Below are 13,450 nucleotides of genomic sequence, written 5' to 3'. Positions count from 1 at the left end.
CAGTGTGACGGCGTGCCAGAACGCGGCGCAGACGCGCGGATGGTGCCCCAAGCACTACTGGAGGTGGCGGAAGTACGGCGACCCGGACGCCGTGGTGCGCGTATACGCGACCGCTCCGGAGGCGCCGCGGTCTCGGCAGTGCACGGTTCCAGGTTGCGAGCGGCCGCGGCGGACCAGGCAGTGGTGTGGCACCCACTACGCCAGGTGGCGCAGCGAGGGTGACGTCGTTGGAGGGCGCCGCATCCGCGAGCGCTACGCGTCGGACGTCTGCCGGTCCCCGGTGTGCGACCGTCCGCGTCGCACCAGGGGGCTGTGTCTCGCGCACTACCAGCGCTATCAGAAGCAGGGGGAGGTCGGGCTGGCCACGCCCATCACGGTGGCGGTGCCGGCGGCGGTGCGGGGGTGCGACGTCGAGGGCTGCGCGCGGCCCCACCAGGCCCAGGGCTTCTGTGCCGGCCACTACATCCGCTTCCGGAACACGGGTGATCCGGGGGCGGCGGAGTTGCAGCCGAAGACGAAGCAGACGGGCTGGTGCCATGCCCCGGGCTGTTCGGACCGGGCCCGCTCGAAGAACATGTGCGCCGCCCACTACCGGCGGCTCGCCCTGGGGCAGCCGCTGGGCGAGAAGAGGAAGTACGCGGCCGCTGGCAGCGGGTACATCAACGGCGGCGGCTACCGGGTGATCCGGGTCGACGGCAAGAGCGTGATGGAGCACCGGCACTTCGTGCAGGAGCTCCTGGGCAGGCCCTTGCTGGCGACGGAGACGGTCCACCACGTCAACGGAATCAAGACGGACAACCGGACGGACGGTCCTCTGGTCGAGGACTCGCAGGGGCGGCGCAGGTCAGGGAACCTTGAGCTCTGGTCTCATGCGCATCCGTACGGACAGGAGATCGGGCCGAAGTCCGACTGGGCGCGGGGCTGGCTCGCGGTGTACGGAACCCCCGAGGAGTAGGCGGCCTACGCCAGCTTCGCCGACCGGCTGGCCGAAGAGGGACCAACACCGGGCCCGACTCGGGGCTAGAGGAACATTGAACCGGAAACTGGCGCTAAGTCAGGTCGGTCCTCACCGACGAGCTGGGCTTTCGACTTCATGGCTCGCTGCCGTCCGCGCGCAGGGCGCCCGCCCAGCCCCCATGCGACGGCCCGTACTCCTCGCTCTTCCATCCCATAACCGCTCTCCTTGCTCAACCGGCCTGAGACGGGCTGCCAGGACGACGTGCAGCCGCGGGAAGGTCTTGGAGCGGGTGTAGCGGTGGCGCTGCCAGAACGGGTACGTCCCGCCGATGGTGCCGCGGGCTCCCTCCCAGACGCGGTGCCCGGCGTAGCGCTCGTAGTCCCAGACCTCCTTGGCGAGGCGGGCCTGGGACATGGTGCCGTTGTCGAGTTCGAAGGGGCGGACCTCGCTGGTCGGGGTCGGCACGGCGAGGACGGCGTCGGTGTTGAAGCTCAGGCCGGTCTCCTTGATGGCGTGGTTGACCTCCACCTGCCAGTCGGTCAGGTGACCCGCAGCACCTATGCGCGGTGTTCAACATCACTCCGGAGACCGGACTCCGCTACACCCGCTTCTTCCACCCCGACCCCACGGACAGCGACGACGTATCCGGCTGCAACATGGAGACATCGTGACCGACCACCACGCTCACCTGGCGCCGCCATCGTCGAGGTCGGCGGTGAGCTGGAGCTCCCAGCTACCCGTAACGGGCGCTTCAGGGGGCGGTCATCCCAGAAGGCTGCGCGGTCAGCGCCGGCCGCCGCCGATGCGGCGATCGTCGGCCAGTGCGGTCAGCGGGCCGAACTCGCGGGCAAGCTGGTTCCACGTCAGAACCTCGCCACAGCGGGCCGGGAACTCCTTCGGGTTGAACTCGGGCATGGTCCAGGTGCCAGTGCCCCGGTCCCGCAGCCACAGGTCCCCGTCACCGTCGACCACAGTCGGCGGGACCGGTACGGGCTCGGCCTGATCGGTGGGCTCCCAGGTGACCCGGCCCGGGTGGGAAACGCGGCGCAGCTCGGTGGTGGCCAGCCGCGCGGCCAAGTCACGGGTGGACTCTTCGGCGTCCTTGACCGACGCGAGTCGGAATGCGTCGTCAAGTACGGGCAGGGCTGGATTCTTGCTGCGCTTTGAACTCATACGCTGACTACCTCCGGCGGGGGGCGTCACATCCGTTATGGCACCCCGTAGAGGAACACGGTATCCGAGGCGGGAGCCGGGCCGGCTACGACCACTGTCCAGGTGGAGGCGCTGGCACACCGGGCGGTGGGGCTAGAGCGTGTCTCTCAGGGCTGCCTGTGAGTCGGTCAGCAGTGGGCGTACCCAGTCCGTGGCCGGTGGGCAACTCGCTCGACAGGTCTCGGGAGGCCATGGCCCGCTACACGGGGTCGGGTCAAGCGGGCCAGCCTCTCGCGTGATGGTGCGGTCGCACCAGTCGCAAAGCACCGTTGCGTGGGCACCTGCGGCCTCAAGGGCACCGGCCGCGTCCTGGGCGGCTTCGAGCCAGTCGGGTTCTGTGACCGCTACGGGCGCACTGTCCAGCAGGAGCTTGCTGTTCCAAAGGCTGAGGCCGGTGATCGTTCGGATCGCACGGATCGCCTCCGCCTTCCGGTCTCCTGACTCCGTGAGCAGAACTCGGAATCCTGGCTCTTCCATACACCCTCCCCGGCGGCCTTACGCTGTCCAGCCAGTGAACCATCCCCGCAGCTGAGCGCGATGGGGCGGACTATCGCCGGGCCCAGACAAGGATGGCGACGAGGTGGAGTGCGGCCTGGAAGGCGATGGCGAGCTTGTCCGTCCGCATGGCCAGGCCGCGCCACTGCTTGAACCGGTTGATGCATCGCTCGACCGCGTTGCGCTGCTTGTATGCCTCGGCATCGAAGGCGGGCGGGCGGCCGCCGGTGCGGCCTCGCCGCAGACGGTGACCGACCTGATCGGACGGCTGGGGAATGACAGCCCGGATTCCACGACGTCGTAGATGCTTTCGGATCGCGCGGGATGAGTACGCGCGGTCCGCCAGGACGGCCTCCGGCCGAGTCCTCGGTCGCCCCGGACCGGTACGAGGAACACGGATGCTCGCCATGACGATCTCGAAGGCCGGCGCGTCACCCGCCTGGCCTGCGGTGACCCGGAGGGCCAGAGGCCGTGCACGGCTGTCGCTGACGAGGTGAACTTTCGTACTCAGGCTCAGGCCGCATGCGCACCCCGCCCGCAGGGCCTCGGCGCGCGGGCAGCGGGCCCGGCCGTCGTAGGCCGACCAGTGCGTGGTCGACGGCGCGGTCGGACCGCTCCCGACGTCGAAGTACACCGGACCCGGCTCGCGGCCGCCGACAAGGACAGTCGCCGCACCTGCGTGCGCGTCCCCGAACTCCACCGTCCACTCGCGCAGATCGCGGCCGGCTTCGGCATATATGTCGGCACCGCCCACACTAACGTCAAGGCCGTCGTCCAGCACTTGTCCGGCCAGGCACCCGGGCTGCTGCGGATCCTGCGTGAGACCGGTCCTGATCACGTCCTGCTCGACGGGACGCTCGCCGAGTGCGACCGTGTCGGCGACAGCCAGGCCGACTTCTCGCAGCTGACGGGCCTTACGGTAGTTTATGTGATACCGGTCATTCGATTTGAGTGACCAATGGAAAAAGTGGGCGGCTCCGCCAGGTAGATGAATTTCGATCCAATTCATACCCGGCGAGAGCCGCCGCCCGTTCATTTCGTTCACGCCGAAAATGGTGAGCGAAAATCAAGCTTCACAGATCGGCGCGTGCTGACGTTCTCCTCAGAGGGTGTCAGCACCCCTTGTAGATGCCTACCACGTCGTCGATGAGGCCCTTGCTGAACTTGTGGTAGCTCTTCGTGTTGGGGTAGGCCGTGACACAAGGAGAGATGCGTGTCACTCGGTCCTTCGTGTTGAGGATCCGCAGGTGGTACTTCACCTGGTGGCTGCAGTGGTTGTTGAAGTAGACGGTGACAGAGTTGAGGCCGGACGAGTACGACGTGTTGAAGGTCTCCCACGCCGGGCTGGTGCAGGCCCACGAAGACGTCGCGGTGGCCGCAACGGCGCCAGGCTGCGGCGCGGCGTAGGCGGTGCTTCCGAGCATGGGCACGGCCAGCACTGCAATGGCCGCGGCCTTGCCTCCGATACGAATAGCGCTCATTGTGAAAATTCCCCCCCGGGAAAGAGATTGGTTGCGCCCGGTGTTTTCCGGGCCGAGGTGGACTCTCGCACGCAGAGAAGGTCGTTAGCAATCCGTTTTAGCGGAACTCGAGGTGCTAATTTTGGCCGAAAATTGTGCATAGCTCACCGACCTCGTTCCTGACGTGCTCATGCCGGATATACGTAAAAACGCGGATCACACCTCCGACTGGAGGTGTGATCCGCACTCTCGAACACGAAGGGGCTAGCCGCGCAAGTCCAAGAAAACCGCAGGTCAGAGCACACATGCGTGAAAATCGCGGCACGTGATACACCATCAACCCCCAAGCCCGACAAGCCCCTTCAACGAGACCCCGATCACATGCCGGACATACCCGCGGCTCCACCGACAGCGCGAAGGACCCCCACCCCGGCAACCCGATGGGAGCCCTTCGGTCTGTACGGCTCAGCTACGGGGCAGGGGTGAACTCCACCTCCGTGCCACCGCAGCCGGCGGCGATGTCCAGCAGCCGCTCCCGCTCCGCCCCGTCCGCCGCCAGGCCCCAGCGGAGCTTGGTCGCCGTCCACTCCGCGCCGTACCGGCACAGTGCGTCCGGCGTCGGCGGCAGCCACTCGGCCGGGTCCTGGTCCGCCTTGGAGCTGTTCGAGCGGGCGGTGACCGCGACCAGGGAGGACAGCTGGCCCTGGTCGTTGGCGTACGCCTCCCGACGCTTCGCGGTCCACGCGCTGGCGCCAGCTGGCGGGGAGCGCTATTCGAAGCGTGCGGTATTCCCCCGATGGCGGTACGACTCCCCTGGGCGACGACGTCGGTGTCCGGGAGGGCCGAGAGCGCACCCCCACGAAGCCAGACGTCAAGTTGACGATGTCTCTCGGGAAGGCGTTGGGGTCCGGCGTCGACTCGAAGCTCGCGGGACGGTTCAATGCCTGGGTGGTGAACTGGGCACTGATGTACGACGGTCACTTTGACGTAGATCGTGTCCCTGAGCTTCTCGCTCGGGTGGAGCGTGGGTACGACTCGGAAGCGTGGACGGAGTTGGGACACCGGCTGATCCTCGAGCATGACCTGGTCTCGCCCGCCAGCATCGCTGCCCTGCCCTGGCTGGTGCGCCTCGCATCGGGGAGCAGGGAGGCACGCCACCTGGCCGGAAAGATCATGGAGCGTGCGGCGAGCCACCATGGCAGCGACGAACTGCTGGCTGAGGGCGCCGACGTGATCGCCGAGTTCGGCGCTCTCCTGGACCGGCACCTGCAGTCGCGACCATCCGATTACCTGGTTACCTTCCGCTCACTGCTTGCGGTCGAGGAGCAGTACCACTGGGCCAACGTCCTGGGGGACTTCGCGGACGACTTCTACGACCTGCAATGCCCTCACTGCGGTGTGGAGGTGACCGTCGCCATCGGCGACTACGGGCGCTACTCGGCGATCCGGGACTGGAACCTGGGCGACGTGGACCGGCGTGATCTGCGGCCGAGGCCCGGCGAGGAGCTCACGGGCGTCGGCCGGTGGATGCACGAGATTGCTGTCCGCGACGAGGAAGTCGCACTCGCTGAAGGAATCGCGCATCTCTTCGGCAAGGCCGAGTGCCCCAGATGTGCCAGCGTCTTCACCATCGCGGACGAGTATGAGGCTGCCAACTGCCCAGTCCTGCGCCAGCGCCATTGCTGCATTGCCTCTGCGCCCCACCGGAACCGGCTGAAGCGGCTTCTCCTCTCACGCCGCCTGCGAGACCTGGATGACCGAGGCCGGCAACGATCACGGCCCGGACGGTCGTCTGTCCGCGAGCGCGCGCTGGCGTGCCTGGAGGTAGGCGGTCCAGTCGGTTGCGGCTCGGCGGCGCCATTGCAGCGCGGTGATGACGTGGAGCCCGAGGAGCGGGGCCAGGACCGCCGGCGGCATCTCCTCGGCGAGCTGGACCAAGGCGTCTCGGCCCACGCTGGCTCTACATGCACTGGAAGATGCCCGCGGAGACAGGCACCCGAGACGAGTGCCTGTCCACAATGACCCGGGAGTACGCCGGGCATCGCTACTTCTTCCCCACCGTCGCGGGCCTGCCACGTGAACTCCACACGCTAATGGCGTGGTGGGCAGTGCTGTACGCGCTGTCGATGCTCGCCCGCTACCAGCCCGCCCAGTGGGCGAACCACATCAACGTGGACGGCAGCCGACACGCGGTGCCCGTCGAGAAGATCCTGAAACGGGCCAGGAACACCTACCCGTACTGATCGCGGACACCATCGAGGAAGTCGCCGCCTGGTCGTAGACGCCGAAAGCGAAGCTCACGCCCTGCCCCACCGACCGACTCCTCCAGGGCGCGGCGCTGCTGTTGTACGGTCCCGGCCACGGACGGATGGGCGCCCCCGGCAGCAGCGAACACCCACCTTCCCTGCGGGCCCAGGGGCTGACGGGACTGAAATCCGGGATTGTGTTCACGGGCGCGGGTGGCGCCCCCTCCCGCTCATCACCACCCCCCTGCAACCGACTGCGGCCACCGCCGTCCAGCTGACGCGGCCACCCTCCCACCCTGTCGCCCCAAACCGCACTCCCCGTCACCGCCGGAAGTCCCGCCCCCTTTCAAGGGCGCGGCTACGGCCGGTTCGGCGGACTCGGCAAGGACCCCGTAGGCGCCGAGCGGCGAGCCGCCGCCCTCGCCGCCATCGGCATCGGCTGGGCGCAGCCTTGATTGCGCAGATAGGTCGCGTGAATGCGCGCATGGGTAGCGATGCGGTCCTGGTTCATGGCCTCCGCGTCATGAACCAGGACACTGACGGCAAACGCCCTCGGGGGTCCTTGGCCGGCCACCCGGCCAGGAGGACCCTGGTGGTGTGGCAAGGAAGATCGTTCGACGGTGTTCTCAGTGCGGTAGCACGCTTCCGCCGGAATCGAGGAAGTCGCGCCGGTACTGCTCGGCGACATGCCGCACGCGGGCCTGGCAGCGATCGACGCCGGCGGCGAGGCGATGAAGGCCCTGCTCGCAGGCCGCCCCCACCCCTGGCCCCGGTTCACCTGCCCGGAGTGCGGCTCGACCTGGTACGCCAGCGACACCCCGTTCGAACTGCGGAAACGATCGGACAGCCGGTACTGCTCACCGAAATGCAGAACAAGAGCCTGGCGCCGGCGACAATCACGTTCAGGAGAATCACGGCGTGACGCTTCTCAGTGACGCTACTGCGCCATCCCAGCAATCACTGAACTGATCACCCGGCTGCTGTCCTGTCTCAGCGAAGGTTCACCGCTCTCACCGAAGATTGACGACCGCCCTGTCCGTCTCATCGAAGTTTGACGAGCCAGCTGGCCGGCCGCTGTTCCGTGGCGGGCGATCTGGGGCTGAAGCCGATGAACTGATTCGTCTTGACGGGCGAAGGCTGGAGCCCGCGGCGCGCCATACTGCACATCGTGAATCGCGAAGACCTGGCTGCTGCCCTCGAACAACATGCCGCGCGGGAGATGACCCAGTCGCCCTGGGACGAGTCGATACCGCTGAAGGCACCCACGTGGTCGTCCTGGCCGCCGATCTGAAGTCAGTCGTTGCCGTGCTGTAGGGGCGGGCACTCGTGACGGTGCTACTGCCGCCCGCCGGCCCGTCGCAAGCGCAGTAGCCCCGAACTTGGAGCAGCAGGCGGTCAAACTTCGGTGAGGACGGTCAATCTTCGTTGAGACAGGACAACAATCACCGCATGATCCGCAACCGCGTCACCTATCGCACCGTGGACGGCGTCCGTATACCCGGAACCTGGCGGCACGTCTTCATCCGCAACGGCCGCTACTTCCTGACCGACCTCAGCATCTATGCCGACGGGCTCGTCGACTGCTGGGGCCTGGTCACCCTCGAGGAGTTCGGGGAGAAGCTCCGCTCCGGATGGGTCGCCACAGACCTGCCGGACGGCGCCCCGGCGGCCGCACACGGCATGGCGCGCTGGAAGTTCAGTGAGCCCCAGAGCCAGCTCACGCCTGAAGTGCTCCTCTCTGAAGTCCGCGACACCATCGACCAGCTGAACAATCGGCCCGACTCGACCGGTCGTTGCCTGGCCGCCGTCCTCGCGTTCCTCGAGGACCGGACGGAGGAGAACCGGGCCGTGGCCCGCGAGGCGTTCCTGGCCATCCCCGTCACGAAGCGCCGCTTTGCCCTGAGCGACATGGACCGCAAGGACTGGCCGCTGCGCGTGCTGGTGGCCGGGCCCGGAGGCCGGACGTACCTGTCCTTCGACGAGCCGGTCACGCAGGAGGACTACGACAGGGCCCTCGCGTACTTCGAGGAGCGTTCCCGCTCGAAGGCCGAGTGGCGGACCCGCACCTCGGCGGGCGGTCCGACAACTCCGCATACTCCGGCGGTCTACCTGCCCCCCCTTCGCGGCGGAGGAGCGGGCGACAGAGCCAGGCCTGCCCGGTCTGCGCAACGACTACCCCGCACGGATCTCGATAGGCGAGGTCGACTACCCCTCGGTCGCACACGCCTACTGGGCCCTGTCGCTCGCACGCCAGGAGGACCACGACGCGGTCGCGTCGGCGGATTCCGGCGCCGCCGCACAGGAGATCGCTGCCGACGCGCCGCGGCGCGATGGCTGGGAGCACGCCCGTACCGCCGTCATGACCAGCTTGCTCCGAGCGAAGTACGACCAACATCCCGAGCTGGCCGAGATCCTGCTGGCGACGAACGACGCCACCCTGCTCTACGAGGACGTGTACTCGAGCTTCTGGGGTGAGAGCGGCGGTCGGGGCCGCAACTGGCTCGGCCGGCTCCTCGAGCTCGTCCGCTCCGAACTCCACACGCACCGATCCGGGATGCCAGTGCTGTAGGCGGACCGCGGTACCGGTCGTCCCTCAGGGAGACGGGACACCGGCACCCCTCCCGGCGTGGCGGCGTCGCTCACAGGTCCTCGACGAGCACGTTGACGGCTCGGCCGCGCAGGCCCTCGGCAAGGTACGCCATCTCAACCGCCGTGCCCATCAGGCCCGCTCCGGCCAGGTCGGCGGCCGCCCGTCGTGCCTCGCCACATCGTCTGATGCACGAAGCGACTGACCGAGCGGGGTGAACGTGAACACCTCCGGAAGCAGTGTGCCGCCGACTCGGGAAGCGATTACGGCCGGCTGTGGACGGCCGGAGTCGTAGTCGTTCCACAAGTGAAGGACGAGCATGGGGTCCTCAGGTCTGGCGGTGGCGTAGGCGAGAGCCTTGCTGGTGCGGGGGTTAGGGCCGCCGAAGACGGCGGAAGGTTGACCGAACGCCGCTACGACGTCAGGCCATTCCCGGTCCGCTGCGCACCAGCCGGGCAACGTTTCCCGCATGGCCTGGTACTCCGTGTCCGACAGCACGCGGTCGAGGGTCAGCCACCCGCGGCGGTGGGCGAGTTCGGCATAGACGGAAGCGGTGTGCGTATCGCGGGCCGACTCCTGCGGCAGCAGCCTCCCGAAGGCGCCCTGGACCCCGTCCGTGTACCAGGCACCGCACTCGGCGAGACGAGACTGCTCTTTCTGCCATGCTCCAGGGTCCCCTTCGATCATCAATAGATGGTCCATCAGGAACCAGATAGCAGTGTCGAGGTCGCCGTATGCGGCTGGGCGACGCAGGACGCTGCCCAACTGCTCAACGAAGTGAGCTCGTATCTCATCAGCGGATGCAAGGTGCGGAGTGCTCGGCATAGGTACGAGTGTGCAGATTCTTCGCTGCGAGCCCTGCACAGGCAAACGGTGCGGCGCCGGTTTCGCAGCTCGGCCGAGGTGCGAGGCGACCCACTGCCGACCGGTGTACCCATATTCGTGGCGCTTTGACGGGTTTGCCGGATTTAGTGAAACTGTTCGAAAATTCTCGGCCGCCAAGATAGAGTCGCAGGTCAGGAATACTGCTCCCCACACCCGCGGGGACTCCGCTGGAATGCCGGAGGCGGAGACCGATTTCGACGGCCGCACCCTGCACTACGTTCACGCCGTGGCCGGTCGGCTGGTCGCCCGTACCAACGCGGCGGGCCAGGCGGCCCGCATGGAGTACGACGTCCTCGACAACCGGGTCCTGAAGGCGACGGACGGCCAGGCAACACGCTACGAGTACGACTATTCCCGCCGGATCGCAGCGATCACCGGGCCGGAGGGCACCGTGACGTACCTCCGCGACCGCTGCGGCTGGATCCGGAAGGAGTCGGTCGACGGGCGAACCCTGACTCGTACGTACGACGAGCTCAGCCGCGTCGCCTCCCGGACCACCCCCTCCGGCGCCACGGCCGACTGGTCGCCTCGTGGACGTAGCCGCTGACGGCTGCCGATTCGGCATCCTCGCCTGCCCATAATCTGGCGAACAAGCAGGACGCAGATCCTCTGGAGTGGGGCTGGCGACGCATCGACCCCACCGGTCTGGCCGAAGTCCGGCGCTCCGCGATCATCGGTGCGGCGGCGGTAATCGAGCGTGGCTCTGACCGCACCGAGACGGAGTCCCTGACGCCGGGCTGGTCGGCTACGGCGGGGACACCGGGCGGGTCTACCTGCTGCTGACCGAGAACCCTGACCTCCCGTACCGCCCGCCCCTGCGCGTGGCGAAGGCGGAGGCGGGCAGAAGCCGTCCGTGATGGCAGCCTGCCCGCTACACTCCCAACGCTCGACGTTTCCCCAGGTCAAGCCACAAAATACTGCTGGAGTACTCGCTCTTGCCGAAGCTCCCGAAGACGCGCGGCACCCACTGATCGAGCTGGGTGCCGAAGGCTGCTGCTGAGTTGATGTCGAACGCCGGTATCGGTCCGCCGTCGTCGACGCCGTCGAAGTAGTCCACGTCAGCCCAGCCACCCCGGAACAACACCACGGACAGCCCAGCGTTCCCGGGGCCGGAGATGAGCACGCCGACGGAATCGGGATCACGCACGAGAGTTCTGTCAGTCTCAAGCCTCTGAGGCCACGGCGCCGTCTCGTCCCGCCACGTCACCTGCCCAACCTTGAGACCGGCCGCCAGCCATCCCGCAGCCCGCTCAGAGATTGCTGCGGCTGCCCGATCAAGATCGATGACACGCTCCATCAACGGATCATGCCCCACTCCAACGGACCATTCCACTGACTTCCACACGCCCTCCGGTCGGGACGCACACCACCGAACTGAATACGGTGCTCTCAATTCCCGACGACATTTTCAGAGCGCCCTGCCATCAACCGCTCTTGGAAGCCACCGACAAACGCTCTCCGGTCTCGGTCTCACCTACGCAGCCAGCCGGAGCGGCGGCCGGACGCGGCGTGATCAAACCGTGGCCTGCTCGGCGTCGGTCAAACGTATGGCATGTCCGTGCCGATCGGTACGCTGTACAGGCTTTCGAACTCGTTCAATCAACAACGAAAATTGGGGGGCCGGTGCGCAGTCGCCGACTCGTTGTCTCAGCTGCCGCTCTCGCAGTCGGCGTGGGTCTCATACCGGGCGTGGCGCAGGCCAACGGCCCTGCGACGCCCGGGGTCTCCGCACTGCCCCCCGAAGCCGCTCCCGACGGGGCTGCTGCCGCCGATGACGCTGGGACTTTCCGTAGCCCGGGCGAAAACACGGTCCGCACGGTCCTGCCCTCCGACACCGCGGGGGGCGGGTCGGCACAGGCCTCCGCCGACGCCTCGAACCTTGAACTCCACATGTGGGGCGAAGCCATGACCGCGCGTAGCATCTCCGTCGGCGTCAACCTCTACCAAGGGGCGCCCGTCCCCCACGAGGTCGTCATCGCCTGGGGCGACGGCACGACGCACACGGCCACCGTCACCGGCGGTGAGATCCTGTACGACGTCAGGCACACCTACCCCCGGCCGGGCGAGTACACCGTCACCGTGACGGCCACGGACACCATGAACAACGTCCAGGCGGTCAACCGGCTCCCGTTCACGACGCCGGGTTCCTTCTTCGCACCGCATGCTCCCACCCGGCTGCTCGACACCCGGGCCGGTATCGGCGCGGCCAAGGCGAAAGTCGGTGCGTACATGCCGGTACGGCTGAAGATCGCGGGTAACGCGAACGTGCCGGCCGGGGTCACCGCGGTGGTCCTCAACGTCACGGCGACCAGTACCACCGCCGGGGGGCACGTCAGCGTCTATCCCTCGGGCAGAGACAGGCCGAAAACCTCGAACGTGAACTACACAGCAGGCCAAACCGTCCCGAACCAAGTGATCGTGCCGGTCGGCAAGGACGGGTACATCGAGCTGTACAACGGCGGCTGGAACGCCGTGGACCTGATCGCGGACGTCACCGGCTACTTCGACCGTGCGGCGGCCGATGGCTACACCGCGCTGAACCCGGCCCGTTTCGTCGACACCCGCGAAGGCCTCGGCGCGGCGCGCGGGCAGGTCGCCGGACAGGGCACCTTCGGAGTCCAGATCACCGGCCGGAACGGCGTCCCCGCCGGGGCGACCGCCGTGGCGCTCAACGTGACGGTCACCAACCCCCGGGAGGCGGGGCACCTGACGGTCTTTCCGAGCGGTCAGCCCGCCCCGTCCACCTCCAGTCTGAACTTCACTGGTGGACAGACCCTCGCCAACTCGGTCATCGTCCCTGTCAGCACCGACGGAAAGATCAACGTCCGCAACGGGGCCTGGGCCGGAACCGACGTGATCATCGACGTCGTCGGCTACTACGGTGCTGGCAGCAAGGCGGCCTTCGCCACGTGGAGGCGCGGCCTCCCGGCGGAAGGCGGCCCGGTCCGTCACATCGACTCCAGGAGCCTGCCTCCCAACACCTGGCCCTGTCTCGCCGGCGGTTACTACGCCCTGCACCTGAACTCGGGGAACCGCGGCGACCTCCCAATCGAGGCCCACGTCACGAACCTCACCGTCACCACCACGACCGGAGCGGGACACCTCTCCGTCGCCCCCGACCCGAACTCGGCCCACGCGTACCAGTACGGGTACGCGGTCAAGCCGCCCCGCCCCATCACCTCCGCGCTGAACTGGACGGCGGGCAAGGACGTCTCCAACCTGGCCCAGGCCAAGACCGGCCCTCACGGTGTCATCGACCTCTGGAACCAGAGCAGCCGGGAGGTCCACTACATCGTCGACTGGTTCGGCGAGTACGACGCCTACTGATCCACAGGGCGGGCTTCCGAAGACGGGCGCGCGCGGGTATGAGGTGCCCGCAGGGCCGAGCGCGAAGTAGGCGGTGGTCGAGATGACGAGCCCTGCCGAGGTGGCCGCGCGCTCCCTCGCTTGCACTCTGACCTGCGGTTGCCACTCGGCCTCAGTCTCCTGCTCCAGAGCGGCCTGGAGGCGCTTCTGCGGCGTCTTCGTGGTTCCGGAGACGTAGCGCCACCGTCTTGCGAGAGACGCCCAGACGCTCCGCCAGGGACCGCAGGTCGGGCTTGCCTGT

The 13,450-nt window shown here is 67.7% G+C and carries 13 protein-coding genes and 3 pseudogenes; 8 read left to right on the top strand and 8 right to left on the bottom strand.

The genetic code is table 11. From position 1 onward, the window contains the following. Nucleotides 1-280: 280 nt before the first annotated feature. Nucleotides 281-955 (top strand): hypothetical protein, encoded by a 675-nt coding sequence (locus AB5J51_RS39980; RefSeq protein WP_369780122.1) that lies wholly within the window; start codon nucleotides 281-283, stop codon nucleotides 953-955. Between the two features lie 111 nt (nucleotides 956-1,066). On the opposite strand, the gene AB5J51_RS39975 is transcribed toward AB5J51_RS39980, so the two are convergent. The 4 genes and pseudogenes from AB5J51_RS39975 to AB5J51_RS39960 form a co-directional block, all read right to left on the bottom strand. Beyond that, on the bottom strand, nucleotides 1,067-1,501 hold the full coding sequence (locus tag AB5J51_RS39975; RefSeq protein WP_369780403.1) for a replication-relaxation family protein: 435 nt from the start codon (nucleotides 1,499-1,501) through the stop codon (nucleotides 1,067-1,069). 240 nt (nucleotides 1,502-1,741) lie between these two features. Further along, nucleotides 1,742-2,131, bottom strand: coding sequence for a hypothetical protein (locus AB5J51_RS39970; RefSeq protein ID WP_079403197.1), 390 nt, complete (start codon nucleotides 2,129-2,131; stop codon nucleotides 1,742-1,744). Between the two features lie 132 nt (nucleotides 2,132-2,263). After that, nucleotides 2,264-2,647 (bottom strand): ribosomal protein L7/L12, encoded by a 384-nt coding sequence (locus AB5J51_RS39965; protein ID WP_369776401.1) that lies wholly within the window; start codon nucleotides 2,645-2,647, stop codon nucleotides 2,264-2,266. 70 nt (nucleotides 2,648-2,717) lie between these two features. Then, a pseudogene (locus tag AB5J51_RS39960) lies at nucleotides 2,718-3,290 on the bottom strand (IS5 family transposase); the annotation flags it as partial. Nucleotides 3,291-3,362: 72 nt separating this feature from the next. Here AB5J51_RS39960 and AB5J51_RS39955 point away from each other — a divergent pair. After that, nucleotides 3,363-3,566: pseudogene (locus AB5J51_RS39955) on the top strand (IS5/IS1182 family transposase); the annotation flags it as partial. A gap of 211 nt (nucleotides 3,567-3,777) precedes the next feature. Here the strand turns inward: AB5J51_RS39955 and AB5J51_RS39950 are convergent. Both AB5J51_RS39950 and AB5J51_RS39945 read right to left on the bottom strand, forming a co-directional pair. Continuing rightward, complete coding sequence (locus AB5J51_RS39950; RefSeq protein ID WP_369780121.1) at nucleotides 3,778-4,146, bottom strand: hypothetical protein; 369 nt, start codon at nucleotides 4,144-4,146, stop codon at nucleotides 3,778-3,780. A 448-nt stretch (nucleotides 4,147-4,594) separates the two neighbouring features. Further along, nucleotides 4,595-4,882 (bottom strand): annotated as a pseudogene (locus tag AB5J51_RS39945) (HNH endonuclease); the annotation flags it as partial. A gap of 125 nt (nucleotides 4,883-5,007) precedes the next feature. On the opposite strand from AB5J51_RS39945, the gene AB5J51_RS39940 reads away from it, so the two are divergent. The 4 genes from AB5J51_RS39940 to AB5J51_RS39925 all read left to right on the top strand — a co-directional run bounded on the left by AB5J51_RS39940 (nucleotide 5,008) and on the right by AB5J51_RS39925 (nucleotide 8,940). Next, a complete protein-coding gene (locus AB5J51_RS39940; RefSeq protein ID WP_369780120.1) occupies nucleotides 5,008-6,147 on the top strand; it encodes a hypothetical protein in 1,140 nt (379 codons plus the stop codon). Then, nucleotides 6,090-6,368, top strand: a complete 279-nt coding sequence (locus AB5J51_RS39935) for a YaaC family protein (RefSeq protein WP_369780119.1) — start codon at nucleotides 6,090-6,092, stop codon at nucleotides 6,366-6,368. Before AB5J51_RS39940 ends, AB5J51_RS39935 begins: the two co-directional genes overlap by 58 nt. Nucleotides 6,369-7,539: 1,171 nt before the next feature. Next, nucleotides 7,540-7,662, top strand: coding sequence for a hypothetical protein (locus AB5J51_RS39930; protein WP_369780118.1), 123 nt, complete (start codon nucleotides 7,540-7,542; stop codon nucleotides 7,660-7,662). A gap of 801 nt (nucleotides 7,663-8,463) precedes the next feature. Further along, nucleotides 8,464-8,940, top strand: coding sequence for an NADAR family protein (locus AB5J51_RS39925; protein WP_369780402.1), 477 nt, complete (start codon nucleotides 8,464-8,466; stop codon nucleotides 8,938-8,940). Nucleotides 8,941-9,090: 150 nt separating this feature from the next. Here AB5J51_RS39925 and AB5J51_RS39920 read toward each other — a convergent pair whose 3' ends face one another. Next, a complete protein-coding gene (locus tag AB5J51_RS39920; RefSeq protein WP_369780117.1) occupies nucleotides 9,091-9,783 on the bottom strand; it encodes a hypothetical protein in 693 nt (230 codons plus the stop codon). 232 nt (nucleotides 9,784-10,015) lie between these two features. Here AB5J51_RS39920 and AB5J51_RS39915 point away from each other — a divergent pair, with 232 nt between their 5' ends. Further along, nucleotides 10,016-10,390 carry a hypothetical protein gene (locus AB5J51_RS39915; protein WP_369780116.1) on the top strand — a complete coding sequence of 125 codons (375 nt, stop codon included), beginning with the start codon at nucleotides 10,016-10,018 and terminating at the stop codon, nucleotides 10,388-10,390. 324 nt (nucleotides 10,391-10,714) lie between these two features. Here the strand turns inward: AB5J51_RS39915 and AB5J51_RS39910 are convergent, their stop codons facing one another. After that, nucleotides 10,715-11,140, bottom strand: coding sequence for a hypothetical protein (locus tag AB5J51_RS39910; protein ID WP_369780115.1), 426 nt, complete (start codon nucleotides 11,138-11,140; stop codon nucleotides 10,715-10,717). A 608-nt stretch (nucleotides 11,141-11,748) separates the two neighbouring features. Here AB5J51_RS39910 and AB5J51_RS39905 point away from each other — a divergent pair. After that, nucleotides 11,749-13,170: a PKD domain-containing protein gene (locus tag AB5J51_RS39905; protein WP_369780114.1), complete on the top strand. Its 1,422-nt coding sequence runs from the start codon at nucleotides 11,749-11,751 to the stop codon at nucleotides 13,168-13,170. The last annotated feature ends 280 nt before the right edge of the window (nucleotides 13,171-13,450 follow it).

The organism is Streptomyces sp. R33 (assembly GCF_041200175.1).
Classification (GTDB): Bacteria; Actinomycetota; Actinomycetes; order Streptomycetales; family Streptomycetaceae; genus Streptomyces; species Streptomyces katrae_B.
The sequence above is the reverse complement of the archived record's forward strand: the minus strand, read 5'-3'. Positions and strand labels throughout refer to the sequence as shown.

Bases quoted from the DNA above. Each gene is read 5' to 3' on its own strand.
- AB5J51_RS39970 (WP_079403197.1), bottom strand. From the start codon at position 2,131: ATGAGTTCAAAGCGCAGCAAGAATCCAGCCCTGCCCGTACTTGACGAC.
- AB5J51_RS39965 (WP_369776401.1), bottom strand. From the start codon at position 2,647: ATGGAAGAGCCAGGATTCCGAGTTCTGCTCACGGAGTCAGGAGACCGG.
- AB5J51_RS39950 (WP_369780121.1), bottom strand. From the start codon at position 4,146: ATGAGCGCTATTCGTATCGGAGGCAAGGCCGCGGCCATTGCAGTGCTG.
- AB5J51_RS39940 (WP_369780120.1), top strand. From the start codon at position 5,008: ATGTCTCTCGGGAAGGCGTTGGGGTCCGGCGTCGACTCGAAGCTCGCG.
- AB5J51_RS39935 (WP_369780119.1), top strand. From the start codon at position 6,090: ATGCACTGGAAGATGCCCGCGGAGACAGGCACCCGAGACGAGTGCCTG.
- AB5J51_RS39920 (WP_369780117.1), bottom strand. From the start codon at position 9,783: ATGCCGAGCACTCCGCACCTTGCATCCGCTGATGAGATACGAGCTCAC.
- AB5J51_RS39915 (WP_369780116.1), top strand. From the start codon at position 10,016: ATGCCGGAGGCGGAGACCGATTTCGACGGCCGCACCCTGCACTACGTT.
- AB5J51_RS39910 (WP_369780115.1), bottom strand. From the start codon at position 11,140: ATGGAGCGTGTCATCGATCTTGATCGGGCAGCCGCAGCAATCTCTGAG.
- AB5J51_RS39905 (WP_369780114.1), top strand. From the start codon at position 11,749: ATGACCGCGCGTAGCATCTCCGTCGGCGTCAACCTCTACCAAGGGGCG.